The following is a 26,478-nucleotide window of genomic DNA, read 5'->3' as shown; positions in this document are numbered from 1 at the left end:
GGGGTACGAATTCTGCGGGAGCACTGGTGGGGGGCACATGTACTCGGGACGGTCAGCCGGCCGGGGCGCTCCCATCGGCCCGGCCGGTGCCACGGGTGCCGTCGAACGCGGGCTCGTGGGCGCGCGCCGGTGGTATCGAGGCAGGGGTGGTGCGGCCCGGGGAGGTGTAGTCCGGGGCCATGTGGTCCTGGGACATGGGGCCGGGCGACATGTGGCCCGGTGACATGTGGTCCGCGTCCTGGTGGTCGTTGACGCCGTGTTCGGGCCGCGCACGCGTGAGTTCGGTGGCCTCCGCGGGGGCGGATTGCAGGTGCCCGTCCGCCATGTGCGCGGCCTCCAGGGAGAACGAGCCCCTGGGGGACGGGTCCATGGTGGCCGTGTCCGCGTGCTGCGACTGCTGGAAGGCGGGCTTGCCGTACGGGGACTCCGCGACGGCCGCCTCCCCGTACGCCGGCTGGGCGTGGGGAGACTCGTCGTAGCCCATCTCCCTCGGCTGCTGGGCCTCGGCGAGTCCGATTCCGCGCTGGAAGGCGGCCATCAGCCCGGGGTCGTGGCCCGCGACGGTGTCGGCCACCTGACGTGGTGCGGGGCCGCCGCGCAGCTGGGGCACGAGGTGCTCCTGGGCGCGGCGCCTGGGCAGCAGGGGCTTGTCCAGGGTGTCCTGCACGGTCTCGCTGCGCGGGGTGGGCAGGATGCCCGCGTGCGCCTCGACCGCCGAGCGGTCCGCGGCGTTGACACCGGGCACGGCCTCGGCCGGGTTGGGCCGCGTGGCACGGGCGCCGCGCACGGGGAGCGGCGCGGGACGGTCTCCGGTGCGCGCGTCCTCACCGCTCCCGGCCGCGCGCCGCGCGGTTCCGGTGCCGGAGTCCCGCTCGGCGTCCTGCCGCCCGGCCGTGCTCTCGGGGCCCCGGCGCCCGGGCCCGCGCTGGGCGTGCCGTCGGCGCCCGGTGCCCGGGGCGGGTCCGGCTCCCGCTCCGGCCGGCGGACCGGCGGCCGCGTCCGGCGTGGACCGGTCGTGGGCATCGGCCCCGGCGGGCAGAGCCGTGGCCGGTGGGGGTGCCGGCAGGGGGGCGTGCGCCCGCTGCGGCGTCGCCGTGACAGCGGCGTGCCGCGGTGGCGGTACGGTCTCCCCGGAGCCGTCCGCGAGCACCGTCGGCGCCGTTCCCAACAGCGCTTGCGGGACCACGAGTACGGCCTGCACGCCACCGTAGATGTTGCTCTGGAGCCGCACCGTGATGCCGTGCCGGCGGGCGAGCTGGGACACGACGTAGAGGCCGATGCGTCCGTCGGCCAGCAGGCTGGCGACGTTCACCTGGTCGGGGTCGGCGAGCAGGGTGTTCATCCGGTGCTGCTCGGCGACGGGCATGCCGAGTCCGCGGTCCTCGACCTCGACGGCCAGCCCGGAGGTCACGAGGTTGGCGCGGAGCAGCACCTGGGTCTGCGGGGCGGAGAACACCGTGGCGTTCTCGACGAGTTCGGCGAGCAGGTGGATGACGTCGGCGACGGCGTGACCGCGCAGTTCGCCGTCGATCGGCGGCACGAGCTTCACCCGGGAGTACTGCTCGACCTCGGCGATGGCGGAGCGCAGCACCTCGGTCATGGACACCGGGTTGCTCCACTGGCGCCGGGAGACGGCACCGCCGAGCACGGCGAGGTTCTCGGCGTGCCTGCGGATGCGGGTCGCCAGGTGGTCGACGTGGAAGAGGCCCTTGAGCAGGTCCGGGTCCTCGATCTCGTTCTCCAGCTCGTCGAGGATGGAGATCTCCCGGTGCACCAGGGACTGCAGCCGGCGCGCGAGGTTGACGAAGACCTCGAGCTTCTGCTCGCTGCCCGCCTGGCTGGAGAGCTGGGCGGCGCGCACGACGGCGGTGACGGCGCCGTCGTGCGCGCGGGCCAGATCGGCGGCCAGCAGGTCGAAGTCGTCGGCGTCCGTGGGCGGCCGGCGGCGCGGGGCGGGCTGTGGCGGGGCCCCTCCCTGGCGCAGCGCGTCGACCAGGGAGTCCAGGTCGGCCTCGCCGCGCGCGGCGGTGCGGCGCAGGGCGTCCACCCGGTCGGACACCGACCTGGCGGCGCGGTCGGCGGCCACGGCGGCGATCAGGATGCCGGCGACGGCCACGGAGACCGCTCCCGCCAGCACGGCCCACAGGGTGGGCCCCGTGTGCACGCCCCCGGAACGGATGCTGAACAACACGGCGGCGGTGGCGCTGAGCGCGACCGCGAGCGGCGGCAGCACGGCCAGCCGCATGAGCTGGGGCCGTATGTGCGTCTCGGGCAGTGCGGGAGCGGGTCTGGCGACCGGCCGCCCGTGCCTGCCGCCCTCGCGGCGGTCGGCGCGGGTGGCCGGTGCTCGGAGGTGAGACATCTGCGTCCTCGTACTGGTCCGTCGGGCGTGTGTTCCGCACGCGGTGCGTGGTGCGGGCATGCGTGCGGGCATGCGTCGTCGCGATGTCGGGCCGACGGGACCGTGGTGCCCGGCCTCGGCGCGTCCGACGGACACTCACAGTAGTTGCCTGCGCATCATGTGCGGTGGGCAGTTGACAAAGTCCTGCGCAGAGCGTCCCGCTCTGGTATGAAGCCTCGTACGACAGACCGATAACCGGGCCGAGCCCCCTCGGGCAACCCGAAAGCGATCGATAAGACCTGGTCAAAACCGGTCAGCGGGAGCCGGGGGGTGAGGGCGGACCCGGGCGGCCCGACCCGCGCCGACGACTCGCTCCCGAGCATGGTCCACTCACGCCACGCGCCCCCGGACCCGCCCATAGGCACCTGCGGCGACCGCATGGATGTAACGGAGAGTATCGGCATTGGCCTGACCCTCATCGCGCCCCCGCCCGTACGGGGAACAGGGGCCACAGCGTTCCAGGCGGGCACCCCTCGATACCCCGGACGGGGCCAACGCGCTCCACGCGTCCGCCGCCGGCGCTCCCCGCGGGCCACCGGCGCTCGGGACAGGGCCACGGGTCTCCAAACCGGCCGGCCGGTGCCCGGGCCAGACGCCACCCGCACGCCTCCGGGGCCGCCACGCGCAGACAGGCCTACGCCGCTCGGGGCGAACAGCCGCCGACGCTCCGGGAAGGACCACGCAGCGCCCGGGGCAGGAGACCGTCGACACCCCGGGCGGAGCCGCACGCGCTCCACGCGTCCGCCGCCGGCAGGCGCTCGGCGGCTCGTCCGCGTCAGCCGCGCTTCGGCGGCTCGGCGACGAAGGCGCCGACGGATCGCCAGGTGCGCCGGACCTCCCCCGACACACCGCGCCACCAGGCCTCGGCCGGGAGCTTGCCCGCCGGTTCGAAGGGCTCGCCGGGCCGGGGCAGGGCCACGGCCTGGCCCGCCTCCTCGGCCGCCTCCTTCGTCCACTCCCCCGGCTCTGCCCACGGGTGCGGGGCGAGGTTGAAGGTGCCCCAGTGGATCGGCAGCAGCGCGCCGTGCGGGGCGCCGCCCTGGAGGTCCAGGTGGGCGCGCAGGCCCTCCTCGGGGGTCATGTGGATGTCGGGCCAGAACTCGCTGTACGCGCCGATCTGCATCATCGTGGCGTCGAACGGGCCGTGTGCCGCGCCGATCTCCGTGAAGCCGTCGAAGTAGCCGGTGTCGCCGCTGTGGTAGATCCGGTGCTCGTCGCCCGAGACGACCCAGGACGCCCACAGCGTGTGCTGGGTGTTGCGCAGACCGCGGCCGCAGAAGTGACGGGCGGGGGTGGCGGTGAGCGTGAGCCCGGCGACCTCGGTCGACTCGTGCCAGTCCAGCTCGCGCAGCCGGTCCGGTGAGACGCCCCAGTGTTCGAGGTGGGCGCCGACGCCGAGCGGCACCGCGAACACGGTGTCCGTGCCGGCCAGGGCCTTGATGCTGGGCAGGTCCAGGTGGTCGTAGTGATCGTGGGAGATCACGATCACGTCGACGTCACCGAGCGCGGCCAGCGGCAGCGGCACGGGGTGCAGCCGCTTCGGCCCCGCGAAGGGGAACGGGGAGCAGCGCTCGCCCCAGACGGGGTCGAACAGGACCCGTCGGCCGTCGATCTCCGCGAGCACGCTGGAGTGGCCCATCCAGGTCAGCCGCAGTCCCGTGGCGGGCGGCTCGGCCAGGTCGGCGAAGGTCGTGGGGTGGACCGGGACCGTGCCCCTGGGGGCGCGCAGCGGCCGGGTCTCCTTGTCGAGGAAGACCTTCGCGAGGTCCAGCGTGGAGCCGGAGGGCCGGGTGCGGGCGGGCCCGCCCGGGTTCTGGAAGACGCCGTCCTTGAAGTGCGGGGACCGGCGGATGCGCGCCATGCGCTCACCGCCCGGGTCCGCGCCGAAGGCCGCGGGCCGCAGCACGCGGAGGCCGGAGCTCGAGGAAAGCGGACCGGTCACGGTACCTCCAGAGGGAGTGGCTGAGGTCCTCCATTATGGTCGGCGCCTCCGACAAGCCCGCGGCCGCCGGGCGGCACCGTGGCTCCGGCGCCCGCTACTGAATGCCCGTTCAGCAACATTGACACGCCCGGGAGCCGCTCCGGATACTGACCCGGTACTGACTCATGATTCAGTAACACCCCCTCGGCCCCCTCCGCCGAGCACCCCGCCCCCCGGGGAGGCGACGGCGGCCACGGCCCGCGCGCGTGCACCCCCGCCGATCTCGCACGAGCCCTCACCGAGGCCCTCCGCCGGCCCGCCCCCTACCCCCCTCACCACCGTCCCCGAGGAGACCCCATGACCGCCCCCGCTCCCCTGATGTCGCTCGTCTGGACCGATCACGTCACCGGCCGCCGGGGCTTCCTGGTGGTGGACCGGCTGGTGCGGGGCGTGGCCAGCGGCGGGCTGCGGATGCGGCCCGGCTGCACGCTGGAGGAGGTGGCCGGGCTGGCCCGCGGCATGACGATGAAGGAGGCCCTGCACTACAACCCCGAGGGCCGTTACGTCCCGCTCGGCGGCGCCAAGGGCGGCATCGACTGCGACCCGCGGGACCCGGGCGCGTACGGGCTGCTCGTGCGCTACCTGCGCGCCATGCGGCCGTACATCGAGAGCTTCTGGACCACCGGTGAGGATCTCGGTCTGACCCAGGACCTGGTGGACCGGGCGGCGGCCGAGGCCGGCCTGGTCTCCTCCGTCCAGGCGGTGTACCCGCTGCTGGACGACGAGGCGGCGGCCCGCCGGAGACTCGCGGACGCCTTCGCGGTGGAGGTCGACGGCATCGGCCTGGACGAGCTGGCCGGCGGCTGCGGGGTCGCGGAGTCGGTGCTCGCGGCCCTGGACCGGGCGTCGGTGCCGTACCGGGGCACCCGGGTCGCCGTCCAGGGCCTCGGCACGATGGGCGGGGCGACCGCGCGCTTCCTCGCACGCGCGGGCCTGACCGTGGTGGCCGTCGCCGACATCAAGGGCACGATCGCGAACCCGGCCGGCCTCGACGTGGAGGCGCTGCTGGCCGCGCGTGACGCGTACGGCACCGTCGACCGGCGCGTGCTGCGCCCGGGCGACCGCGAACTGCCCGGCGACGCCTGGCTGTCCACCGAGGCGGAGGTGCTGGTGCCCGCGGCCGTCTCCTACGCCGTCGGCATCGCCGACCAGGAGCGCGTCACCGCCCGCTGGATCGTCGAGGCCGCCAACATGCCCGTGGTCCCGGAGGCGGAGACCCTGCTGGCCGCGCGCGGGGTCACGGTGCTGCCGGACGTGGTGGTCAACTCCGGTACGAACGCCTGGTGGTGGTGGACGCTGTTCGGCGACATCGGTGCCGACGCCGACGAGGCGTTCGCGCACATCCGCGGCTCCATGCGCGCCCTGATCGAGCTGATGCTCGACCGGGCGGAGGCCGACGGCACGACCCCGCGCGCGGCCGCCCACGCCCTGGTGACCGACCGGCTGGCGGTGATCGCGGAACGCTTCGGCTGGTACCGGTGACGGGATCGGGCGAGACACCCGGGACGGCCTCGAGCGACGTCGACGCGCCCGCAGGAAAGGAGACGGCGAGGGAGTCGGAACACCGGGGGCCGCAAGGGGGCGCCGCGGGCGTCCCACCTCTCGCCACTCTCAACCTATAGCGCACCGGGGGGCTTGCGGCAAGGCCCCGGTCGTCCCGCAGAATCGCAGGCCGACGCCGATCACCTGCGGAAATGGGAGATTCACGAAGTGCGTGCACCGATGTCGGCAGACCCCACGGGCGCGACCCCGGATCGAGCCGGTGACAGGAGCTTCCCGACGACCAGCGCGTTCGATCTACCCGAGCGCCTCTCCCCCAAGGCCGACCCGGCGCTCGTCGCGCGCGACGAGCGGCACTTCGCGGCGATCGCGGAGAGCCTGCGGCAGACGATCGCCGAACTGTCCGAGCGTCTCGACGCCGAACTCAGGGCGCCGGGCGGCACAGGTCGGCAGGCGATGGACCGGGACGCGGAGGTGCACCGGCTGACCGGTCGTCTGCGCACCCTGCGCCGCTTCGGCCTGGACCTGTGCCTCGGGCACATGGTCGGTGCGGACGACGGCGAGCCGGTGTACATCGGGCGCCTCGGTCTGACCGACAGCACGGGGCGCCGGTTGCTGCTGGACTGGCGCGCCCCCGCCGCCGAGCCGTTCTTCGCGGCGACCCATGCCGATCCGATGGGCCTGGCGAGCCGTCGCCGGTACCGCTGGACGGGCGGCCGGATCAGTGACTACTGGGACGAGGTGTTCACCGCCGACGGGCTGGAAGGACACGCGGCGCTGGACGACCAGTCGGCCTTCATCGCCAGTCTCGGCGGCAGCCGGTCGGCCCGGATGCGGGACGTGCTCGCCACCATCCAGGCCGACCAGAACGCCGTCGTCCGGGCGGGCTCCCGGGGCGCCCTCGTGGTCGACGGCGGTCCGGGCACCGGGAAGACGGTCGTCGCCCTGCACCGCTCCGCCTACCTGCTGCACTCCGACCCGCGCCTCGGTCACCGGCGCGGCGGCCTGCTGTTCGTCGGACCGCACCAGCCCTACCTGGCCTATGTCGCCGACGTGCTGCCCAGCCTCGGCGAGGAGGGCGTGCGGACGTGCACCCTGCGGGACCTGCTGCCCGAAGGCGCGGCGGCGCAGGAGGAGGCCGACCCCGAGGTGGCCCGTCTGAAGTCGTCCGCGGACCTGGTGCGGGCGATCGAGAAGGCCGTCGCGTTCCACGAGGAGCCGCCCACGGCGGGCCTGACGGTCACCACCCCGTGGTCGGACGTCCGGCTGACCGCCGACGACTGGGCCGAGGCGTTCCGCGCACCGGGCCCCGGCACACCGCACAACGAGGCGCGCGACCTGATCTGGGACGAGCTGGTCACGATCCTCCTGGACAGGCTGGACGGTGACGTACCGCCCGACCTGTTCCGCAGGGCACTGCTGCACGACGAGGAACTGGTCGGCGCCCTGCACGGCGCGTGGCCGCTGCTCGAAGCGGCCGACGTCGTCGGGGACTTGTGGTCGGTGCCCGCCTACCTGCGGCTGTGCGCCCCCTGGCTCGGCCCGGACGACGTACGCACGTTGCGGCGTGCGGAGGCACAGGCGTGGACCGTGTCCGACCTCCCGCTGCTCGACGCCGCGCGGCAGCGGCTCGGCGACCCGGACGCGGCCCGGCGCGGGCAGCGGCACAGGGCCGTCCTGGACGCGCAGCGCGAGCGGATGGCGCAGGTCGTCGACAACCTGATCGACGCCGCGTCCGCCTCCGGCGCCGACGGTGACGACGGCGAGGGTCTGGTGCGGATGCTGCGCGGTCAGGACGCCGCGGTCAGCCTGGTCGACGAGTCCGAACTGCCCACGGCCGACCGGGACCTGCTCGCCGGCCCGTTCGCGCACATCGTCGTGGACGAGGCGCAGGAACTGACCGACGCGGAGTGGCAGATGCTGCTGTCGCGGTGCCCGTCACGGAGTTTCACCATCGTCGGGGACCGCGCCCAGGCCAGGCACGGGTTCACGGAGTCGTGGCGGGAACGGCTGGCGCGGGTCGGGCTGGACCGGGTCGACGTGGCCTCCCTGAGCATCAACTACCGGACGCCCGAGGAGGTCATGGCGGAGGCGGAGCCGGTCATCCGGGCCGTGCTCCCGGACGCCAACGTGCCGGCCTCCGTCCGCAGCAGCGGTGTCCCCGTCGTGCACGGGACCGTCTCGGAGCTGGAGTCGGTCCTCGACGGCTGGCTCGCCGCGCACGACGACGGGATCGCCTGCGTCATCGGCGCTCCCTCGTTCCGGGCGACGCCCCGCGTCCGCTCGCTGACCCCGGAGCTGTCGAAGGGGCTGGAGTTCGACCTGGTCGTCCTCGTCGACCCGGAGGCGTTCGGAGAGGGGATCGAGGGGGCGGTGGACCGCTATGTCGCCATGACCCGGGCGACGCAGCGGCTCGTGGTCCTCACGAGCCGCCCCACGGACCAGCCCCTCTCCCGGTGAGTGTCTGCCCGCGCGCGTGCGCGCCCGATGGCCGGAACAGCACCGGCGAGCGGGCTCACCTGGAGCGCGACCGCCTACCGGGCGGGCTCGGAGCGGCTCGCCCGGTAGGGTGACCGCGTGGCGAGAGTGCGGTTGAGCGTGGCCGAGCGGCGGGAGGAACTGCTGCGGGCCGCCATCGAGCAGATCGAGGCGCGGGGCGTGGCGGCGGTCCGGATCGCCGACGTGGCCGCGGCGCTCGGGGTGAGCAACGCGCTGGTGCTGTACCACTTCTCGACCAAGGAGAAGCTGGTCGCCGCCGCGTTCACGTACGCGGCGCAGGACGACCTCGCGCACCTGCGCAAACTGCTGGGACGGCGCACCTCCGCGCTGCGCCGGCTGCGGGCCGCGGTGCGCTGGTACGCGCCGACCGGTCAGGCCAAGGGCTGGCGGCTGTGGATCGAGGGCTGGGCCGTGGCGCTGCGCGAGCCGGCGCTGCGGGACGTCACCCGGGACCTGGACAGGGAGTGGAAGGCCGCGCTCGTCGAGGTCATCGCCGAGGGCGTGGCGGCGGACGAGTTCGTGTGCGCCGATCCGGTCGGTACGGCTCTGCGGCTGACCGCGCTGATGGACGGGCTGGCCGTCCAGCTCACCTCGTACCCGGGCTCGGTGCCGCGGTCCCGGGCGCAGGAGTGGGTCGACGAGGCCCTGGCCCGCGAACTGGGCCTGGACCGGGAGGCGTTGGCGGGGCGCTGACGCGCCGCGCCGTACCTGCGGGGGCGTGGTCGTGCCCCTCGCCGTGGGCCGCACGGGTCGGGGCACGAAGAACCGCTCACCGGCACCGGTCACCCGTACCGGTGGCTCCGGGTCAGGCCACGGAGGCGATCCGGAGCTTGATGTCGTCCGGCGACAGCGGTCCCTTCGCCGTCACGTGGTCGCCGGAGGACTCGCCCCGCAGCCGGCGGCCGATCCACGGCACGAGGTACTCGCGGGCCCAGTGGACGTCGTCCCGGCGGACCTCCAGGGTGCCCCGGGGCGGCAGCGGCGGCCACGGCTGCTCCGGGTCGGCCGGCACCTCGAGACCGAGGGCCTGACCGGCGCGCAGGGCCACGCGCGTGTGCCCCTCGGGCGAGAGGTGGAGCCGGTCGCTGTCCCAGGCCCTGCGGTCCTGTACGGACTTGAGGGACCACAGGTCGAGCACGGGGCAGCCGTACCGGTCGGCGATGGCGCGCACATGCCCGTTGTACGTGGCGATCTTGCCGCGCAGATGCTTGAGCAGCGGGACGCCACGGGTGTCGAACCCGGTCGTCACCATCACCGTGCCCGCGGCCTCGGCCAGCGGGGCCAGGGCGCGCTCGAATCGCTCGGCCACCTCGTCCGGGTCGGTGCCGGGGCGGATGATGTCGTTGCCGCCGGCGCAGAAGGACACGAGGTCCGGGGCCAGTTGGGCGGCCTGGGGAAGCTGGTCCGCCACGATCTGGTCCAGCAGCTTCCCGCGCACGGCCAGGTTGGTGTACTGGAAGTCGCCCTCGGGACGCCGGTCGGCGAGCAGTACCGCGAACCGGTCCGCCCAGCCCACGAACGCCCCGTCGGGACCGGGATCGCCCACGCCCTCGGTGAAGCTGTCCCCCACCGCCACGTACGACCCGATCACTGATCTGTTGTCACTCTTCGAATCGTCTGCCACATCGGACCATGATTCACCTTCGGATGTGACCTACGCGACCGTAGGCCGGGGTTGACGAACGGTGAGATGGGACACTCCTAAAGAATTCGCCAACCGGGAATACCGAAGGCCGGACCCGGGGATCGGGGGTCCGGCCTTCGGTGGCCTGTCCGGCAGGTGGTCGTGGTGCGGACCGTGTCAGCCGACGGGGACGCCGTGCTCGCGGAGGTAGGCGACCGGGTCGATGTCGGAGCCGTAGTCCGGCGTCGTGCGGATCTCGAAGTGCAGGTGCGGGCCGGTCACGTTGCCGGTGGCGCCGGACAGGCCGATCTGCTGTCCCGCCGTCACGGCCTGGCCGGCCGAGACGGAGAGCTGGGAGAGGTGGCCGTACTGGGCGTAGTGGCCGTCGAGGAGCTTGATGACGACCTGGTTGCCGTAGGCGCCGCCCCAGCCCGCCGAGACGACCGTGCCCGCGCCGACGGCCTTGAGGGGGGTGCCGGTCGGTACGACGAAGTCGACGCCGGTGTGGTAGCCGCTGGACCACATGCTGCCGGCCGTGTGGTAGGCGGTGCCGATGGTGGCGCCGGCCACGGGGAGGGTGAAGCCGGTGGCGGCGGTCGTCGTGGGGGCGGACTCCGCCGGCTTGGCCGCCGAGGCCTGCCGCGGGGCGACGGAGGCCTTCGTGGGGGCCGGGGTCTTCGCGGGGGCCGAGGGCTTCGGAGCGGCCGAGGAGTGCTGCGGGGCGGCGGGCTCGGTACGGGTCCGGGCTGCCTGCTCGCCGAGCGTCAGCTTCAGGCCCGGGTGGATCAGCGCGGGGTTGTCGCCGACGACCCGGCGGTTGTCGTCGTAGAGGCGGTGCCAGCCACCGCCGACGTGCTGCCGGTCGGCGATCGTCGCGAGGCAGTCGCCGGCCTTGACGGTGTAGATGTGCGCCGTCGCGTCCGCCTCGGCGGCGGACCTCTGCACCGCGGCGGGAAGGGACTGCGCGGCCTTTCCGGAGACGGGCTGCGCCGCGGGGGCGGCGTGCGCTCCGGTGGCCCCGAGGAGCGGGAGGGCCAGAGCGGCGCCACCCGTTCCGGCGACGGCGATGGAGCGGGAAAAACGCGGGGTCTTGGGACGTCGGTGCTTACCCTTCGCGGGCATGGCGCATTCCTCTCCGACGCCTGCGAGGTCAGCTGCCGGGTTCGGGCTGGAGTCGCCCGGCCGTGCGGTGCGCGGCTTCACCCCTGGCCTGTCGCGAGAACCGGGACAGGCGGTCGTGCCTGGTGGGTCCCCCGCTCCTGCCGAACACGGGTCATATGTGCGGGAACTCCGGGCGGCGGCAGGATTCGGCGTTCCGTCCGGATTGGTGGCGAACGTAAGCGAGCAGGACGGGTGGAAACAAGCGCCCCGTTCCGGCCCTTCCGGATGCGCAAGATCGAAGGCGGGAATGCCCGGTGACCCTCCGTGCATTCCCGTCTTCCGGGCCAGTTCGATTTCCCTTTGCGGCACCGGAATTACGTGAACATGTCGCGCGACGTACGGTCACGAATGTGACGCCCCTCACACGGAGTCCCACCACGTCCGTTTATTTGCTGGCGAGTTGGACTTGAGGTACCAAGACGGGTTAAAGGTTCAGATGCGACGTAGACGGACAATCGCCGCATCCAGGTCACCCTTCAGCCCCGTCCGCAGGCCGTGGTGCAGCAGTACGGCACCTCGGTGCACTTCGCCCGATTCGCGGCATTCGTAGGACGCTGTCGGGTCGAGTCCGCGCAGCCGCACCGCCGGAACCGGCTCGCCGTAGCTCTGCGACCGAAGCCAGGCGAGGACCACCGTCTCGTCCCCGAGGACGTACTGGACGGCACTCAGCCCGTCCGCCGGGGGCCGCAGCCGGTACAGCTCGCCCCGCTGGACGACCGGGCGGATCTCCTTGTAGAGCTCCACCCAGCCCCGGGCCTCGGCCAGCTCCTCCGCGCTCCACGCCGTGAGGTCTCCGCCGACGCCCAGCACGCCCGCCATGGCGCTGACGAAACGGAACCGCAGCGAGCTGACCCGGCCGTTGAGCTGGGTGTTCGGGCTGTCGGTGACCCAGGCGGCCATCACACGCGCGGGGTGGATCTGGCTGAAGCCGTGCTGGATGGCGAGCCGGTCCAGCGGGTCGGTGTTGTCGGAGGTCCACACCTGGTCGGTACGGCTCATCACCCCGAGGTCGATCCGGCCGCCGCCGCCCGAACAGGACTCGAAGGCGACCCCCGGGTGCGCCGCGCGCAGCCGGTCCAGCAGGGCGTACAGCGCGTGGACGTGATCGATCCACAGGCGCTGCGGGTACGGCTCGCCGGGCCAGCCGGCGTCGGTGAAGCAGCGGTTGAAGTCCCACTTCACGTAGTCGATCGGGGTGCTGGTGAGCAGCGCGTCCAGCTGCTGCCAGAGGTGGTCCCGGACGTCCTCGCGGGCCAGGTTGAGGACGAGCTGGTTGCGCAGCTCCGTCCGCCGGCGGCCCCGCTGGTACTGCACCCAGTCGGGGTGGGCCCGGTAAAGGTCGCTGTCCTGGTTGACCATCTCGGGCTCGACCCAGATGCCGAACCGCATGCCGAGGCCGTGCACCTGGTCGGCGAGCGGTTTGAGACCGTGCGGGAAGCGGCCGGGGTTGGGGCTCCAGTCGCCCAGCCCGGCGCGGTCGCCGGTGCGGGCACCGAACCAGCCGTCGTCCACCACGAAGAGTTCGCAGCCGATCTCGGCGGCGCGGCGGGCGAGGGCGGTCTGCTGCTCCTCGGAGATGTCGAAGTGGGTCGCCTCCCAGGAATTGAAGAGCACGGGCCGGTCCCGCTCCGCGTCCGGGACGACGTACGCGCGCTGGTAGGCGTGCCAGGTGCGGCTCGCGGCGCCGAACCCGCCGGCGCTCCACAGACCGGCGAAGACCGGGGTGGTGTACGCACCACCCGGCTCCAGGAGCAGCAGGCCCGAGTCGTCGTATCCTGCGCCGCCGGTGATCTGGACGCGCCCGTCCGGGAGTTGGGCCACGGAGATCCGCCAGGAGCCGGACCACCCGAGCGCGCATCCGTAGACCTCGCCGTGCTCCTCGGTGGCGTCGGTGTCGAGCGCCACCCAGGGCAGGTGCTGGTGGCCGGTGTGCCCGCGGCGACTGCCGATGATCTTCTCGCCGTAGGTGAGCGGAGCGGTGGTGAGCCGGGACTCGGCGGCCCAGCGGCCGTGCAGCTGGGACAGCCGCCAGCCCTCGCGGTCGGGCAGGGTCCAGGTGGCGGCGTCGGCGCGCAGCAGCTCCACGCGCGCCCGGCCACCGTTGGCCACGGTCACCCAGCGCTCGACCACGTCACCGCGCATCCGGTGGTGCAGGGTGATCGCCACACCGTCGTCGTCGAAGAGGAGCCGCAGTTCCTCCCCGTCGCCGGCGGTCCCGTACGACACGAAGCGCCACTCGGTGCCGCGGCGTTCCTCGGTGCGCACGGACAGGGCGGGGCGGACGAAGCGGGGGCCGCCCTCGACCGGGTACTCCTCGCGGCCGTCGAGCGGGGACTCGAAGGGCCAGTAGCCGGGCAGGGGGCTCGCGGCCAGGGCCTCGGCGTCGTCGAGCGCGATCCGCGGCCCCCAGTGGAGGTGCAGCAGCTCGTCGGCCTCGGTGAGGTGCAGGGCATAACTGCTGGTGGGCCCCGACAGGAGCCAGGTACGACCGTCTTCGGCGATATCCACCATCGAGACCTCACAGGTGTCAACAGATCCGCTCAAGCGCGAACATCATCAGACTCCGTAACCCCTGGTGGCAACGCCTGTGGACAACTCATTGCCTGAGGAAAGTGATGTCGTATGGTCGACGGAGCGCCCGTCGACGAGCCGCGCCGGCGGGGCCGACCGCGAGGAGCCCCCGTGACGCAGCAGGTCCCGTCGACCGAGCCGGAGCTGGCCGGTGTGCGCAATTTCCGTGACGTGGGCGGGCTGCCCACCGTGGACGGTCGGCGGGTGCGCCAGGGAGTCCTGTTCCGCAGTGGCCATCTCGCGCACGCGACCGCGGCGGACGCGGCCTTCCTCGCCACCCTCGGTCTGCACACGATCTTCGACTTCCGCAACGCGGCCGACCAGAAGCTGGAGGGCCCCGACGTCGAACTGCCCGGCGTGCGGAACGTGAACCTGCCGTTGAGCGACCCGGCGGACGGCGCCGAGTTCTGGAAGATGGTGCGCGACGGCGATCTCGACCAGCTCCGCGCGATCCTCGACGGCGGCAAGGGCGCCGGCCGGATGATCGCCTCCTACCGGACGATCGTGAAGCGGCGCACCGGCGAGCACTCCCGGGTGCTGCACTCCCTGGCGGAGGACAGCGTGCCCGCGCTGATGCACTGTGCGGCCGGCAAGGACCGCGCGGGCATCTCGATAGCCGTCACGCTGCTGGCCGTGGGTGTGGAGCGCGAGGCGATCGTCGCCGACTACCTGGAGTCCAACGCCAAGCACCGGCGCTACAAGGTCCGCCGCAGCGGCAGCCAGGACAGCGCGTACACGCCCGAGGTGATGGAGCTGCTCAGCCCGCTCTTCGACGCGCGCGCCGAGTACCTGGAGGCGGCGTTCGACAGCATCGAGGAGACCTGGGGCGGCGTGGACGCCTACCTGGAGAAGGGCCTCGGCCTCTCCGCCGCGTCCCGCGACCGCCTGCGCGCGCGCCTGCTGAACTGAGGGACCCGGGGGCCCGGCGCCGGGGACTCCGGGCCCACCGCGTCAGCCCTTGGCGCCGACCGCGAAGAGCAGGTAGAGGAACGCGGCGAGGACATGGCCGAGGGCGATGTAGATGATCAGCCGGATCCAGAGGGAACGGGGGAACTTCTCCTCGAAGTCACTCATAGCAGTTCTCCGGTCAGCGGGCCCAGGCACAGGGTGGCCGTGGGGCTCTGCAGCAAGGTGTGGACGAACAGAAGCTCGACGCCGTCCTGGTCCTCGGCGGCGAGGCGGTGCGGGGTGAGCGAGTCGAAATGCGCGCTGTCCCCGGGCGCGAGCAGATGGGCGGTGTCGCCGAGGCGCAGCCGCAGCCGCCCCTTGAGGACGTACAGCCACTCCTCGCCCGGGTGGACGCGCACGATGTCGCCCTGGGAGCCGTACAGCACCTGCACGCGCAGGGCCTGCATGGCCCGGCCGGGGGCCCCGGCCTGGAGGTAGGTCCAGCCGCCCGCCCGGGTCGGCTCCATGTCGGCGGACCGCACGATCGCGTCCCGGTCGGCGACCCGCTCCCCCAGCAGGTCGGAGACGGTCGTACCGTAGATACGGGCGAGCGCGAGGAGCATCGGCAGCGAGGGCTGGCGGTGCCCGGTCTCCAGGCGGGACAGGTGGGCGGGCGAGAGCCCGGCGGCGCGGGCCGCGGCCTCCAGGGTGAGGCCGGCGCGCCGCCGCAGTGCGCGCAGCTGTGGCGCGACGGCCGGGAGGTCGTCGCCCTGGTCCGCCGGTGAGGCGGCGTCTGAGGCTTCCATGCCTCTATTGACCGTCATTTTTGCCTGTGCGGCAATTTTCTTGCCTCTGAGGCAAACCCCCCGTCCTGCTCCTGTCCTTCTCCTTCTGAGGGGATCGCGCTCAGCGGTTCGCCACCGCCTGCTTGATCAGGGTCTTGCCGAAGTCCCACATCAGCCCGCCGCCGCTGTGCGCGTCGTCCATGACGGCGGTGAAGGCGTCCACGAACCGGTCCACGTCGGCCTCGTCGATGATCAACGGCGGGATGAGCTTGATCACCTCCAGATGGTCGCCGGAGACCTGGGTGAGGATCCGGTGCCGTTGCAGCAGCGGTACGACGACCATCTGCGCGAACAGGCCCTTGCGCGCCGCCTGGAGCATGGCCCACCGGCTGCGCAGCTTCAGCGAGGACGGCCTGCCGAACTCGATGCCGATCATCAGGCCCCGGCCGCGCACGTCGGCCAGCAGCTCGTACGTGTCGATCAGTGCGGTGAGCCGGGACTTGAGCAGCTCGCCGGTCGTCCGCACGCCCGCGACGATCTGCTCGTTCTCCATGACCGACAGCACGGCCAGACCGCACGCCATCGCCTGGGCACCCGAGCCGAAGCTCGCCGAGTGAACCAGAACGCGGTCCATGGACGAGTAGACCTTCTTGAAGATCCACTCCTTGCCGAGGGTGGCACCGACCGGGACGTAGCCGCCGGAGAGCGCCTTGGCCACGCACACCAGGTCCGGTTCGACGCCGTCCTCGTGCTGGTAGGCGTAGAAGTCGCCGGTGCGGCCGAGGCCGGTCTGCACCTCGTCGGCGATGAGCAGCGCCTTGTGCCTGCGCAGCAGCTCCTGCGCGCCGCGCAGATAGCCGGGCGGCGCCTCGTGCACGCCCTTGCCCTGGATCGGCTCCACGATCAGGGCGGCCACGTCGCCCTTCTTCAACTCCCGTGCCAGGGCGTCGAGATCACCGAGGGGTACGGCGGTGTCCGGCAGCAGCGGGGCGAAGCCGTCGCGGAAGCCGCTCTCGCCGTTCACCGAGAGCGCGCCGGTGGTCAGGCCGTGGAAGGCGTGGTCGCAGTACAGGACGCGCGGCCTGCCCGTGGCGTACCGGGCGAACTTCAGGGCCGTCTCGACCGCTTCGGTGCCGCTGTTGCCGAAGAACACCCGGTCCAGGTGCGGGCTGTGCGCGAGCAGCCGTTCGGCGAGCAGTCCGGGCAGCGGCTGGCAGTCGAAGCGGGTGAGGTCGGCGAGGTCGAGGTCGAGCACGTCGTGCAGCGCCTTGCGGACGACGGGGTGATGGCGGCCGAGGCCCATCACCCCGAACCCGGCGAGCATGTCCAAATGGTCGTTGCCGTCCGCGTCGAAGAAGTGGGCGCCCTCGGCACGCTCGTAGACCTTGTCGAAGCCGATGGTGTGCAGCATGCGCGGGAGCTGCGGGTTGAGGTACTTGGCGTGCAGCTCGTAGCGTTCGGCTCCACGCTCGGCGAGCAGGGCGCCGAGGTCGAACTCGGTGGTCATTCACTCTCCTTGGCTGTGCCGCCGGCGTCCCCGACGGCCAGGCTCGCGCTGATCCGCCCGGCGATCTCGACGGGCGTGAGACCGATGTCGGCCAGGACCTCGCCGCGTTTGGCGTGCGCGAGGAACTGCTCGGGGATGCCGAACCGCCGTACCGGCACGTCCACGTCGGCGTCGCCGAGGGCGAGGGCCACGGCCGAACCGACGCCCGCCGCACGGCTGTTGTCCTCCACCACGGCCACCAGGCGGTGCTCGGCGGCGAGTCCGGGCAGGGCGGGGTCGACGGGCTTGACCCAGCGGGGGTCGACCACGGTGCAGGTGATGCCCCGGGCGTCCAGGAGTTCGGCGACCTGGAGACACACCGGTGCCATCACTCCGACGGCCACCAGCAGCACCTCGGGGCGCTCGCCGCGGTGCAGGACGTCCAGGCCGCCCACCCGGTCGACCGACGGGACGTCCGGGCCGACGGACTCCTTCGGGAAGCGGACCAGGGTCGGCGCGTCGTCCACGGCGACCGCCTCGCGCAGCTGGGCCCGCAGCTGGCCGGCGTCGCGCGGGGCGGCGATCCTGAGGCCCGGGACGACCTGGAGGACCGACATGTCCCACATGCCGTTGTGGGAGGCCCCGTCCACGCCGGTGACACCCGCCCGGTCCAGTACGAAGGTCACCCCGCAGCGGTGGAGGGCCACGTCCATCAGCAGCTGGTCGAAGGCGCGGTTGAGGAAGGTGGCGTAGACGGCGACGACCGGGTGGAGGCCGCCGGTGGCGAGTCCGGCGGCGGAGACGGCCGCGTGCTGCTCGGCGATGCCCACGTCCCACACCCGGTCGGGAAAGCGCTCGGCGAACTTCCCGAGACCGACCGGATGCAGCATGGCCGCCGTGATCGCCACGACGTCCTCCCGCTCCTGGCCGATCCGCACCATCTCGTCGCCGAACACCGAGGTCCACGACGGTCCGCCGGCCGGCGTGAGCGGCGCGCAGGTGAGCGGGTCCATCACCCCGACGGTGTGGAAGTGGTCCTCCTCGTGGGCGAGGGCCGGTTCGTAGCCGCGGCCCTTCTCCGTGAGGCAGTGCACCAGGACCGGGCCGTGGAAGCGCTTCGCACGACGCAGCGCGGACTCCACGGCGTTGATGTCGTGGCCGTCGATCGGACCGATGTACTTCAGCCCCAGGTCCTCGAACATGCCCTGTGGGGCGAAGGCGTCCTTGAACCCCTTCTTCGCGCCGTGCAGGGACTCGTAGAGCGTGCCGCCGACGACCGGGGTCCTCAGGAGTACGTCCTTCCCCCAGGCCAGCATCTTCTCGTAGCCGTCCGTCGTGCGCAGGGTGGCCAGGTGGTTGGCGAGGCCGCCGATGGTGGGGGCGTACGAGCGCTCGTTGTCGTTGACGACGATGATCAGCGGCCGGTCCTTGGCGGCGGCGATGTTGTTCAGCGCCTCCCAGGCCATGCCACCGGTCAGCGCGCCGTCGCCGATGACCGCGACGACATGCCCCTGCTCCCGCTGCACCTGGCGGGCCTTGGCGAGGCCGTCGGCCCAGCCGAGCGCCGTGGAGGCGTGGCTGTTCTCGATGACGTCGTGCTCGGACTCCTCGCGCGAGGGGTAGCCGGACAGACCGCCCTTCGAGCGCAGCTTGGAGAAGTCCTGCCGTCCCGTCAGCAACTTGTGCACATAGCTCTGATGACCGGTGTCCCACAGGATGCGGTCGACCGGCGACTCGAAGACCCGGTGGAGCGCGATGGACAGTTCCACCACCCCCAGGTTGGGCCCGAGATGACCGCCGGTCCGCGACACCGCGTGCACCAGGAACTCGCGTATCTCCTCGGACAGTTCGCCGAGTTCCGCCTCGGACAGCGCCTTCAGGTCGCGTGGTCCCCGGATCGTCTCCAGAATGGTCACGCTCGGGCCCCCTCTCGGTCCGTGCCTTGCCTCAACTCAACTGGTCTGCGGGGCCCGTCCGCTCGGCGAGCTTCATGGCCTCCTCGATGAGGGTCTCCACGATCCTGGACTCGGGGACGGTCTTGACGACCTCGCCCTTCACGAAGATCTGACCCTTGCCGTTGCCCGAGGCAACCCCGAGATCTGCCTCGCGGGCCTCGCCGGGACCGTTGACCACACACCCCATCACCGCGACCCGCAACGGCACCTCCATGCCGTCCAGACCCGCGGTGACCTCCTCGGCCAGCTTGTACACGTCCACCTGGGCCCGCCCGCAGGAGGGGCAGGAGACGATCTCCAGGCGCCGCTGCCTGAGCCCGAGCGACTCCAGGATCTGGATGCCGACCTTGACCTCCTCCGCCGGCGGGGCCGACAGCGAGACCCGGATCGTGTCGCCGATGCCCCGGGAGAGCAACGCCCCGAACGCCACCGCCGACTTGATCGTGCCCTGGAAGGCCGGACCGGCCTCCGTGACCCCCAGGTGCAGGGGGTAGTCGCACGCCTCGGCGAGCTGGCGGTACGCCTCGATCATCACGACCGGATCGTTGTGCTTGACGGAGATCTTGATGTCGCGGAAGTCGTGCTCCTCGAAGAGGGACGCCTCCCACAGCGCGCTCTCGACCAGCGCCTCCGGGGTCGCCCTGCCGTACTTCTGGAGCAGGCGGCGGTCCAGCGAACCGGCGTTGACACCGATGCGGATCGGCGTCGCGTGCTCCTTGGCGGCCTTGGCGATCTCCCTGACCTTGTCGTCGAACTGCTTGATGTTGCCCGGGTTGACGCGGACCGCGGCGCAGCCGGCCTCGATCGCCGCGAAGACGTACTTGGGCTGGAAGTGGATGTCCGCGATCACCGGGATCTGCGACTTGCGTGCGATGGTCGCGAGGGCGTCGGCGTCGTCCTGGGTCGGGCAGGCCACCCGGACGATCTGGCAGCCGGACGCCGTCAGCTCGGCGATCTGCTGGAGGGTGGCGCCGATGTCCGACGTACCGGTCGTCGTCATCGACTGCACCGAGACCGGGGCTCCGCCCCCGACCGCCACCGGCCCGACCTGGATCTGCCGCGAACCGCGCCGCGGTGCGACCGGACGGGCCGGTACCTCGGGAACGCCCAAGGGAACGGCGGTCATCGCGTCACTCCCGGTTTCCGGAGACGGTCTCGCGCATGGCCCGCAGGGACTCCTTCAGGGAGCCCATCGTGGCGAGGACGGCGGTGGGCTCGTAGCCGCAGTGCGCCATGCAGTTGGCGCAGCGCGGGTCCTTGCCGCGGCCGTACTTGTCCCAGTCGGTCTCCTCGATGAGTTCCCGGTACGTCGGCACGTATCCGTCGCTCATCAGGTAGCAGGGGCGCTGCCAGCCGAAGAGCGAGTAGTTCGGGATCGCCCACGCGGTGCACGGGAAGTCGACCTTGCCCTCCAGGAAGTCCAGGAAGAGCGGGGAGTGGTTCAGCCGCCACCTGCGGCGGTTGCCGCCCGCGAAGGCCTTCTTGAACAGCTCGCGGGTCTGCTCCACACCGAGGAAGTGCTCCTGGTCGGGAGCCTTCTCGTAGGCGTAGGCGGGCGAGATCATCATCTCGTCGACCTGGAGGTCGTCGTTGAGGAAGTTGAGTACCTCGATGATGGTCTGCGGGGTGTCGGTGTTGAAGAAGGTCGAGTTGGTGGTCACCCGGAAGCCGCGCCGCTTGGCCTCCTTGATGGCCTCCACCGCCTCGTCGAACACACCCTCCTTCGCGACGGACTCGTCGTGCCGCTCGCGCAGCCCGTCGATGTGCACCGCGAAGGCGAAATACGGGGAGGGCGTGAACTTGTCCATCTTCTTGCGCATCAGCATCGCGTTCGTGCACAGGAAGACGTACTTCTTCTTGGCGACCAACTGCCGCACGATCTCGTCGATCTGCGGGTGCATCAACGGTTCTCCACCGGCGATGGAGACCATCGGCGCTCCGGACTCCAGCACGGCGCCCACGGCCTGGGCGACCGGCATGCGCTGCTTGAGCACACCCGCGGGATGCTGGATCTTGCCGCACCCCTCGCACTTGAGATTGCAGGCGAAGAGCGGTTCCAGCTCGACGATGAGCGGAAACTTGTCCCGCCTGCGGAGCTTCTGTTCAGCCAGGTAAGTAGCGACCTTGATGGACTGACGCAACGGCATGGCCATCTGGCTCACCTCCGGGGGAGCAGCAAGGAACGGTGCCATTCGATGAATGCTGGAAGAACGGAACGCAGGACGCGGAAAGCCGATATTCCACCGCGTACCGTGCCGATCCGGACGAGTTCGTGTTCAGGGGCGTCCACGACCACCCGTACAGCCGCGACGGGCCGGTCGCCGGCGCGCACCGCGCTCAGGAGCGTGGCCGCCGACTCCATGTCGACGGCGATCGCACCGGTCGCGAGCAGGTCGGAGCGCTCCGGGCCGCGGACGACGTGGTCGGAGCCGGTGAGCGGGCCGGTGTGAACCGTGCGCCCGGGCAGCAGGCGCGCGAGTTCCTTCACCAGCAGCTCGGTGCCCGCACAGGCGACCGTGCCGCGCGGGTCCCGGGTCTCCTCGGCGACGACCAGGTCGCCGGGGTGCATGCCGGGGGCGAGCCCGGCGCAGAAGCCGGTGGCCAGGACGGCCGCGTCGGCCAGCGCCGGGTCGCCGAGCCGCCCGGTGACGGAGCGTTCCGCCGCCCGGGGGCCCATGCCCGTGCGGACGACCGTGTACGGCCCGCCGGCGCCGCCGCGGTCGCCGGTGCGCAGGGCGAGGTGCTCGATGCCGAGCGCGCAGGCGATCAGCAGCGGGGCCGGACCGGGCTGGTTGGTCAACTCAGACCCCCTGTGCCTCGACGAGGGCCTTGCCGGCCTTGGCGAGCGGGGGCCGCTCGAAGGGGTCGCCGTGCAGGTACCGGCCGAGCGCGGTGAGCGGGAAGACCTGCCGGTACAGGTGGTAGTTGATGGAGAAGTCCCAGGGGAATCCGGTGCCGGTGAAGTACGGCTCGTCCCAGGTGCCGTCCTCCCGCTGGGTGTCGGCCAGCCACCGGACGCCGCGCTCGACGGCCTTGGAGTCCTTCTCCCCCGCCGCGAGCAGCGCCATCAGCGCCCACGCGGTCTGCGAGGCGGTGGAGGCGCCGTGGCCGCTCCACTCCTCGGCGTACTTGTAGGAGCGCAGGTCCTCGCCCCAGCCGCCGTCGTCGTTCTGGACGCCCTCCAGCCAGGCCACCGCCCGCCGGATCGCCGGGTGCGAGCCGGGCAGGCCGGCCGCGGTGAGCGCCGGCACCACGGAGCCGGTGCCGTAGATGTAGTTGACGCCCCAGCGGCCGAACCAGGAGCCGTTCGCCTCCTGTTCGGCGAGGAGCCAGGCGATGCCGCGCCGGGCACGCGGGTCGTGGGCGAGGCCCTCGGCCGCGAGCATCTCGACCACGTGCGCGGTGACGTCCGCGGACGGCGGGTCGATGACCTCGCCGAAGTCGCAGAACGGCAGCCGGTTCGGGAACGGGCTGGTGTTGTCGACGTCGAAGGCGCCCCACGCGCCGTTCTTCGACTGCATGCCGAGGTTCCAGCGCACGGCCCGTCCGACGGCGTGGTCGACGCGCTCGGGGTCGTGGTGCCTGACCCGGCGCAGGGCGAGGGCCACCTCGGCGGTGTCGTCGATGTCCGGGTAGTTGTCGTTGTGGAACTCGAACGCCCAGCCGCCCGGCGGGAGTCCGGGGCGCTTCACGGCCCAGTCGCCGGGCCGGACGATCTCCTCGCCGAGCATCCAGTCGGCCGCCCGGACCAGCTGGGGGTGGTCGGCGGGCAGTCCCGCGTCGGCGAGCGCGATGGTGGCGAGGCAGGTGTCCCACACCGGGGACTGGCAGGCCTCGATCATCCGGGCGCCGTCCTCGCGCCATACCGCGAAACGGTCCAGCGAGGCGAGGCCCTCGCGCATCACCGGATGCCGGAGGTCGTAGCCCAGCAGGTGCAGGGCGATGACCGAGTAGACGGCCGGGGGCTGGATGCCGCCCCAGCAGCCGTCGTTCTCCTGCCGCTCGATGATCCAGCGGGCGGCGGCGTTCATCGCGGCCTTGCGCACACCGCGCGGCACGACCTTGCGCAGCTGGTGCAGCGCCTTGTCCAGCCGCTGGAAGGCGCCGTCCCAGCTGGCCACCGGCGCCAGGGGCTTGGCCGGGTTGGGGTGGGCCGGGTCGGTGTGCAGCTCGTCCAGCGGGAAGGGGGCCGGGCGCACCGGGCGCTTGGCCGAGACGACGGTGAGCGGCACGATCGTCTGCCGGGCCCAGCAGCCGAAGTCGTAGATGTTGAGCGGCATCCAGGTCGGGAACCAGATCAGCTCCGGCGGGAGTTCGGGCAGGTCCTCCCACTTCCACCAGCCGAACAGGGCGAGCCAGATCCGGGTGAACACGCGGGCTGCGGCGATGCCGCCGCGCTCACGGATCCAGGCGGAGGCCTTCGCCATGTGGGGGGCGTCGGGCAGGTCGCCGGCCAGGCGGAGGGCGACGTACGCCTCGATGGTGGCGGACAGTTCGCCGGGTCCGCCGTAGAAGGTGGCCCAGGTGCCGTCCTCGCGCTGCTCGCCGCGGACGAACTTCGCGGCGGCCACGGCCGTCGTCTCGTCGAGGATGCCCAGGAACTGACGGAGCAGCAGGTCCTCGGCGTCCATGGTGACGTTCGTCTCCAGGTCGCCCTTCCACCAGCCCTCGGCGTCCTGCCGGGCGAGCAGGAAGTCGGTGGCGCGCCTCGCGGCGTGCGCGGCGGCTTCCCGTACCCCGGCCGCCTCGGGGGTGGTGATGGCGGTGTCGCTGGCCGCGGCAGCGCGGGGCGGCAGGGTCGCCCCGGTGCTTCCGTCGGTCGTCGCTGTCATGGCTTCCCCTTCGTGCAGTCGAGTCGTGCTGCTGTGGGTCCGCCGTCGGCCGGTGTCCTGCCTCCGCGGGAGGCACCGGCCGGCGACTAAGCGAGGCGTGTCGAACCGATGGCGATCATCTCTTCCGTACGACGACGAAGTCGGCGAGTGCCGTGAAGGAGGCCCGCACCGGGTCGGGCATGTGGACGGCGTCGAGGGCCTCGACGGCGATGACGTGCTGGCGGCGTGCTTCCCCGGCGGTCCACTCGCGGCCGCCGGCCTCCTCGATGAGGGCCGCGCGGGCCGCGAACTCCTCCTCGGAGAAGTTCTCGAAGTCGCTGCTCTTGGCGTCGGCGGCGAGGATCTCGCCGAGCCGCTCCGAGGCCGGGCCGCCGGCCGCGAGGGCGGCCACCACCGGCAGGGACTTCTTGCGCTGGCGCAGATCGCTCCAGGTCTGCTTGCCGGTGGACTCCGGGTCGCCCCAGATGCCGAGGAGGTCGTCGACGGCCTGGAAGGCGAGGCCGAGGTGGTAGCCGTACTTCTCCAGCGCGTCGGCGGTGGCGTCGTCGGCGCCGCCGAGGACGGCACCGATGGAGCTGGAGGCGGCGAGCAGGGCGCCGGTCTTGTTGCCCTCCATCTCCAGGCACTCCTCGACGCTGACCCGGTCGCGGTGCTCGTAGGAGATGTCCTGGGCCTGACCGTCGATCAGGGCGCGGGTGGCGGTGGTCAGCCGGCGGGTGGCGCGGCCGGCCTCGACGCTGCCGAGCTCCAGCAGGACCTCGTTGGCGAGGGCGAACAGGGCGTCGCCGACCAGGATCGCCTGGGCGGGGCCGTGCACCTTCCAGACGGTGTCGCGGTGGCGGCGCTGCTCGTCGCCGTCCATCAGATCGTCGTGCAGCAACGAGAAGTTGTGGACGAGTTCGACGGCGACGGCGCCGGGGACGCCCACCTCGGGCGCGGCACCGGTGACCTCGGCGGAGAGCACGGCGAGCGCGGGCCGTACGGCCTTGCCGCCGTCTCCGTCGGCCGGGTTGCCGGCAGCGTCGATCCAGCCGAAGTGGTAGGCGGCGACGGTGTCCATCGGAGGCGCCAGGCGGTCCACGGCCGCACGCAGGACCGGGGTGGCCAGGGTCCGGCCGCGCTCCAGCAGCGCGGTCACGTCCACCGCGGCCCGTGGAGCGGGCTTCGAGGCCGGGGGCACAGTGGGCACAGTCTCTCCTCTTGTTGCGGTACCGGGGGTGCGGGGGCCTGCCGCATGCTCCAGACCGGGCATCAGGCCGCCTCCTCGAACTCGAAGAGGTGGCGGGGGCGGGGCCGGCCCAGGGCGCTCAGCGCGGCGTCGGCCGCGCTCACTCCACTGCGGACCGCACTCTCCATGGTCGCGGGCCACCCTGTGGCGGTCCACGCTCCGGCCAGGTACAGGCCGGGGGACTTGGTGCGGGCGCCGGGCCGCAGCCGCCCGACGCCGGGGGTGGGGGCGAACGTCGCCGTGCGCTCCCGGGTCACGAAGAAGTCCTGCACCACGGCCGCCCGGGTGCCCGGGATCAGCCGCTCCAGCTCGGGCAGGTAGCGGTCGCGGAGGTCGGCGACCGGTGTGTCGATCTCGTCCTGGGCGGCCGACTGGGACAGGGCGAGGTACTGGCCGGTGCGCAGCCCCGAGGCGTGGGTGCGGTCGAAGACCCACTGCACGGGTGTTCCGAGGGCGGCGAAGAAGGGCTTCGCGAGCACCGTGCGGTCGTAGACGACGTGGACGTTGAGGATCGGCGCGGTGCCGATGTCGAGCAGCCGCCCCGGGTCGTCCAGGGCGCCGGGCGGCAGCAGGTCGTGGGTCTCGCGCTGGGGTACGGCGAGGACGACGGCGTCGGCGTGCAGCGTCTCGCCGGGAAGCTGAACGTTCCAGCTCCCGTTCTCGTTGGAGGAGATGGAGGTGACGCGTGTACGGACCTGGGTACGCACGCCCGCGGAGTCGAGCGCCTTGCGGGCCAGCCGGTCGTGCAGTTCGCCCAGCGGGACGTGGGCCCAGCCGATGTCGGCCGCGCCCGGGTCGGACAGCAGGCCGGTCTTGAACACCATCGCGGCGAGTCCCAGCGAGGCGTCGCCCGCGACCGCGTTGAGGGTGGCGACCCCGACCAGGTCCCACAGGGCCTCGACGGCGCGTGCCGACTGGCCGTGCGCGGCCAGCCAGCTGCCGAAGTCCTGGGTGTCCAGGGCCGGATCGGCCGGGTCGAGCCCCTGGAGCGCGAGCGCGGCCCGGCCCACGGCGGCACGCTCGACGAGCGAGAGATGCGGATAGGAGGCCAGGCTGCGCCCCAGGTGGAGGGGGACGGGCAGCGGGTCGCGCCGCAGCCGGCCGAGGCGGCGCCCTTCGGGTCGGGCGACGTCGACGACGGGCACGTCCAGGCGGTCCTGCAGGGGCGCCAGGGCCGCGCCCTCGATCCGGTCGAGGAACCAGCGGTAGGCGGTGCAGCAGCGCAGGTACACGTGCTGGCCGTTGTCGACGGTCAGCTCGCCGCGCCGGAAGGAGAAGGCGAGGCCCCCGAGCCGGGGTCTGGCTTCGAGCAGGGTGACGTGGACGCCCGCGTCGGCGAGTGCGAGCGCCGCGGTGATGCCCGCGAGGCCGCCGCCGACCACGACGGCACTGCGGCCCGGGGCCTGCGGGGTGCCGTCGTGCTCCTGCGCGGGGCATGAGCCGTCGCTCATCGTGCGTCCTTCCGTGCGTGCCGGGCGTGCTGGTTGAACGGTGCACGCCCGGTCGTCGCAGTCAGGGACGCCACGCCGCAGCGGAGGGTTGCGTGCCGCATCCCCGCCGGTTCGCT

At 72.6% G+C, this 26,478-nt stretch carries 20 protein-coding genes and 1 riboswitch; of the genes, 4 read left to right on the top strand and 16 right to left on the bottom strand.

The features are described 5' to 3' along the window. Nucleotides 1–52 precede the first annotated feature (52 nt). Together ACF08B_RS01300 and ACF08B_RS01295 are read right to left on the bottom strand one after the other, a co-directional pair. Nucleotides 53–2,362, bottom strand: coding sequence for a sensor histidine kinase (locus tag ACF08B_RS01300; RefSeq protein WP_392315470.1), 2,310 nt, complete (start codon nucleotides 2,360–2,362; stop codon nucleotides 53–55). Nucleotides 2,363–3,176: 814 nt separating this feature from the next. Continuing rightward, the gene (locus ACF08B_RS01295) at nucleotides 3,177–4,343 is read right to left on the bottom strand and encodes an MBL fold metallo-hydrolase (protein WP_392315469.1); all 1,167 of its coding nucleotides are present in this window, start codon (nucleotides 4,341–4,343) and stop codon (nucleotides 3,177–3,179) included. Between the two features lie 336 nt (nucleotides 4,344–4,679). Between ACF08B_RS01295 and ACF08B_RS01290 the strand changes: the two genes are divergently transcribed. From ACF08B_RS01290 to ACF08B_RS01280, 3 genes are all read left to right on the top strand, one after another. Further along, complete coding sequence (locus ACF08B_RS01290) at nucleotides 4,680–5,864, top strand: Glu/Leu/Phe/Val dehydrogenase dimerization domain-containing protein (protein WP_392315468.1); 1,185 nt, start codon at nucleotides 4,680–4,682, stop codon at nucleotides 5,862–5,864. A gap of 240 nt (nucleotides 5,865–6,104) precedes the next feature. Then, nucleotides 6,105–8,342: an RNA polymerase recycling motor ATPase HelR gene (helR, locus tag ACF08B_RS01285; protein WP_392315467.1), complete on the top strand. Its 2,238-nt coding sequence runs from the start codon at nucleotides 6,105–6,107 to the stop codon at nucleotides 8,340–8,342. 117 nt (nucleotides 8,343–8,459) lie between these two features. Continuing rightward, complete coding sequence (locus ACF08B_RS01280) at nucleotides 8,460–9,074, top strand: TetR/AcrR family transcriptional regulator (RefSeq protein ID WP_256339417.1); 615 nt, start codon at nucleotides 8,460–8,462, stop codon at nucleotides 9,072–9,074. Between the two features lie 112 nt (nucleotides 9,075–9,186). On the opposite strand, the gene ACF08B_RS01275 is transcribed toward ACF08B_RS01280, so the two are convergent. The 3 genes from ACF08B_RS01275 to ACF08B_RS01265 form a co-directional block, all read right to left on the bottom strand. Continuing rightward, nucleotides 9,187–9,972: an SGNH/GDSL hydrolase family protein gene (locus tag ACF08B_RS01275; RefSeq protein WP_392316016.1), complete on the bottom strand. Its 786-nt coding sequence runs from the start codon at nucleotides 9,970–9,972 to the stop codon at nucleotides 9,187–9,189. 210 nt (nucleotides 9,973–10,182) lie between these two features. Beyond that, nucleotides 10,183–11,127, bottom strand: a complete 945-nt coding sequence (locus tag ACF08B_RS01270) for a peptidoglycan DD-metalloendopeptidase family protein (protein WP_392315466.1) — start codon at nucleotides 11,125–11,127, stop codon at nucleotides 10,183–10,185. Nucleotides 11,128–11,131: 4 nt separating this feature from the next. Next, nucleotides 11,132–11,328: riboswitch (cyclic di-AMP (ydaO/yuaA leader) on the bottom strand. Between the two features lie 270 nt (nucleotides 11,329–11,598). Next, nucleotides 11,599–13,677 (bottom strand): alpha-galactosidase, encoded by a 2,079-nt coding sequence (locus ACF08B_RS01265; RefSeq protein ID WP_392316015.1) that lies wholly within the window; start codon nucleotides 13,675–13,677, stop codon nucleotides 11,599–11,601. A gap of 171 nt (nucleotides 13,678–13,848) precedes the next feature. Here ACF08B_RS01265 and ACF08B_RS01260 point away from each other — a divergent pair, with 171 nt between their 5' ends. Further along, the gene (locus ACF08B_RS01260; protein WP_392315465.1) at nucleotides 13,849–14,646 is read left to right on the top strand and encodes a tyrosine-protein phosphatase; all 798 of its coding nucleotides are present in this window, start codon (nucleotides 13,849–13,851) and stop codon (nucleotides 14,644–14,646) included. A gap of 42 nt (nucleotides 14,647–14,688) precedes the next feature. Here the strand turns inward: ACF08B_RS01260 and ACF08B_RS01255 are convergent, their stop codons facing one another. From ACF08B_RS01255 to ACF08B_RS01205, 11 genes are all read right to left on the bottom strand, one after another. Beyond that, nucleotides 14,689–14,811, bottom strand: a complete 123-nt coding sequence (locus tag ACF08B_RS01255; RefSeq protein WP_073891447.1) for a DUF6126 family protein — start codon at nucleotides 14,809–14,811, stop codon at nucleotides 14,689–14,691. Beyond that, nucleotides 14,808–15,431 carry a helix-turn-helix domain-containing protein gene (locus tag ACF08B_RS01250; protein ID WP_392315464.1) on the bottom strand — a complete coding sequence of 208 codons (624 nt, stop codon included), beginning with the start codon at nucleotides 15,429–15,431 and terminating at the stop codon, nucleotides 14,808–14,810. Before ACF08B_RS01250 ends, ACF08B_RS01255 begins: the two co-directional genes overlap by 4 nt. Before the next feature lie 100 nt (nucleotides 15,432–15,531). Then, nucleotides 15,532–16,917: an aspartate aminotransferase family protein gene (locus ACF08B_RS01245; RefSeq protein WP_392315463.1), complete on the bottom strand. Its 1,386-nt coding sequence runs from the start codon at nucleotides 16,915–16,917 to the stop codon at nucleotides 15,532–15,534. After that, nucleotides 16,914–18,812 (bottom strand): 1-deoxy-D-xylulose-5-phosphate synthase, encoded by a 1,899-nt coding sequence (gene dxs, locus ACF08B_RS01240; RefSeq protein WP_392315462.1) that lies wholly within the window; start codon nucleotides 18,810–18,812, stop codon nucleotides 16,914–16,916. Before dxs ends, ACF08B_RS01245 begins: the two co-directional genes overlap by 4 nt. 31 nt (nucleotides 18,813–18,843) lie before the next feature. Then, entirely contained in the window at nucleotides 18,844–19,977 is a 1,134-nt protein-coding gene (gene ispG, locus ACF08B_RS01235) for a flavodoxin-dependent (E)-4-hydroxy-3-methylbut-2-enyl-diphosphate synthase (RefSeq protein WP_392315461.1), read from the bottom strand. Nucleotides 19,978–19,981: 4 nt separating this feature from the next. Beyond that, nucleotides 19,982–21,004: an adenosyl-hopene transferase HpnH gene (hpnH, locus tag ACF08B_RS01230; RefSeq protein ID WP_392316014.1), complete on the bottom strand. Its 1,023-nt coding sequence runs from the start codon at nucleotides 21,002–21,004 to the stop codon at nucleotides 19,982–19,984. Nucleotides 21,005–21,009: 5 nt separating this feature from the next. After that, the gene (locus ACF08B_RS01225) at nucleotides 21,010–21,651 is read right to left on the bottom strand and encodes a 1-hydroxy-2-methyl-2-butenyl 4-diphosphate reductase (RefSeq protein ID WP_392315460.1); all 642 of its coding nucleotides are present in this window, start codon (nucleotides 21,649–21,651) and stop codon (nucleotides 21,010–21,012) included. Nucleotide 21,652: 1 nt separating this feature from the next. Further along, the gene (shc, locus tag ACF08B_RS01220; protein ID WP_392315459.1) at nucleotides 21,653–23,683 is read right to left on the bottom strand and encodes a squalene--hopene cyclase; all 2,031 of its coding nucleotides are present in this window, start codon (nucleotides 23,681–23,683) and stop codon (nucleotides 21,653–21,655) included. A 115-nt stretch (nucleotides 23,684–23,798) separates the two neighbouring features. Then, nucleotides 23,799–24,935, bottom strand: a complete 1,137-nt coding sequence (locus ACF08B_RS01215) for a polyprenyl synthetase family protein (RefSeq protein ID WP_073891465.1) — start codon at nucleotides 24,933–24,935, stop codon at nucleotides 23,799–23,801. After that, nucleotides 24,935–26,362, bottom strand: a complete 1,428-nt coding sequence (gene hpnE / locus ACF08B_RS01210) for a hydroxysqualene dehydroxylase HpnE (protein ID WP_392315458.1) — start codon at nucleotides 26,360–26,362, stop codon at nucleotides 24,935–24,937. Before hpnE ends, ACF08B_RS01215 begins: the two co-directional genes overlap by 1 nt. Beyond that, nucleotides 26,359–26,463 (bottom strand): DUF6380 family protein, encoded by a 105-nt coding sequence (locus tag ACF08B_RS01205; RefSeq protein ID WP_352228235.1) that lies wholly within the window; start codon nucleotides 26,461–26,463, stop codon nucleotides 26,359–26,361. Before ACF08B_RS01205 ends, hpnE begins: the two co-directional genes overlap by 4 nt. Between the last annotated feature and the right edge of the window lie 15 nt (nucleotides 26,464–26,478).

The organism is Streptomyces sp. NPDC015139, assembly GCF_043079785.1.
Taxonomy (GTDB): Bacteria; Actinomycetota; Actinomycetes; order Streptomycetales; family Streptomycetaceae; genus Streptomyces; species Streptomyces albidocamelliae.
Note: the sequence above shows the minus strand (reverse complement) of the source record. Positions and strands in the feature narration are given on the sequence as shown.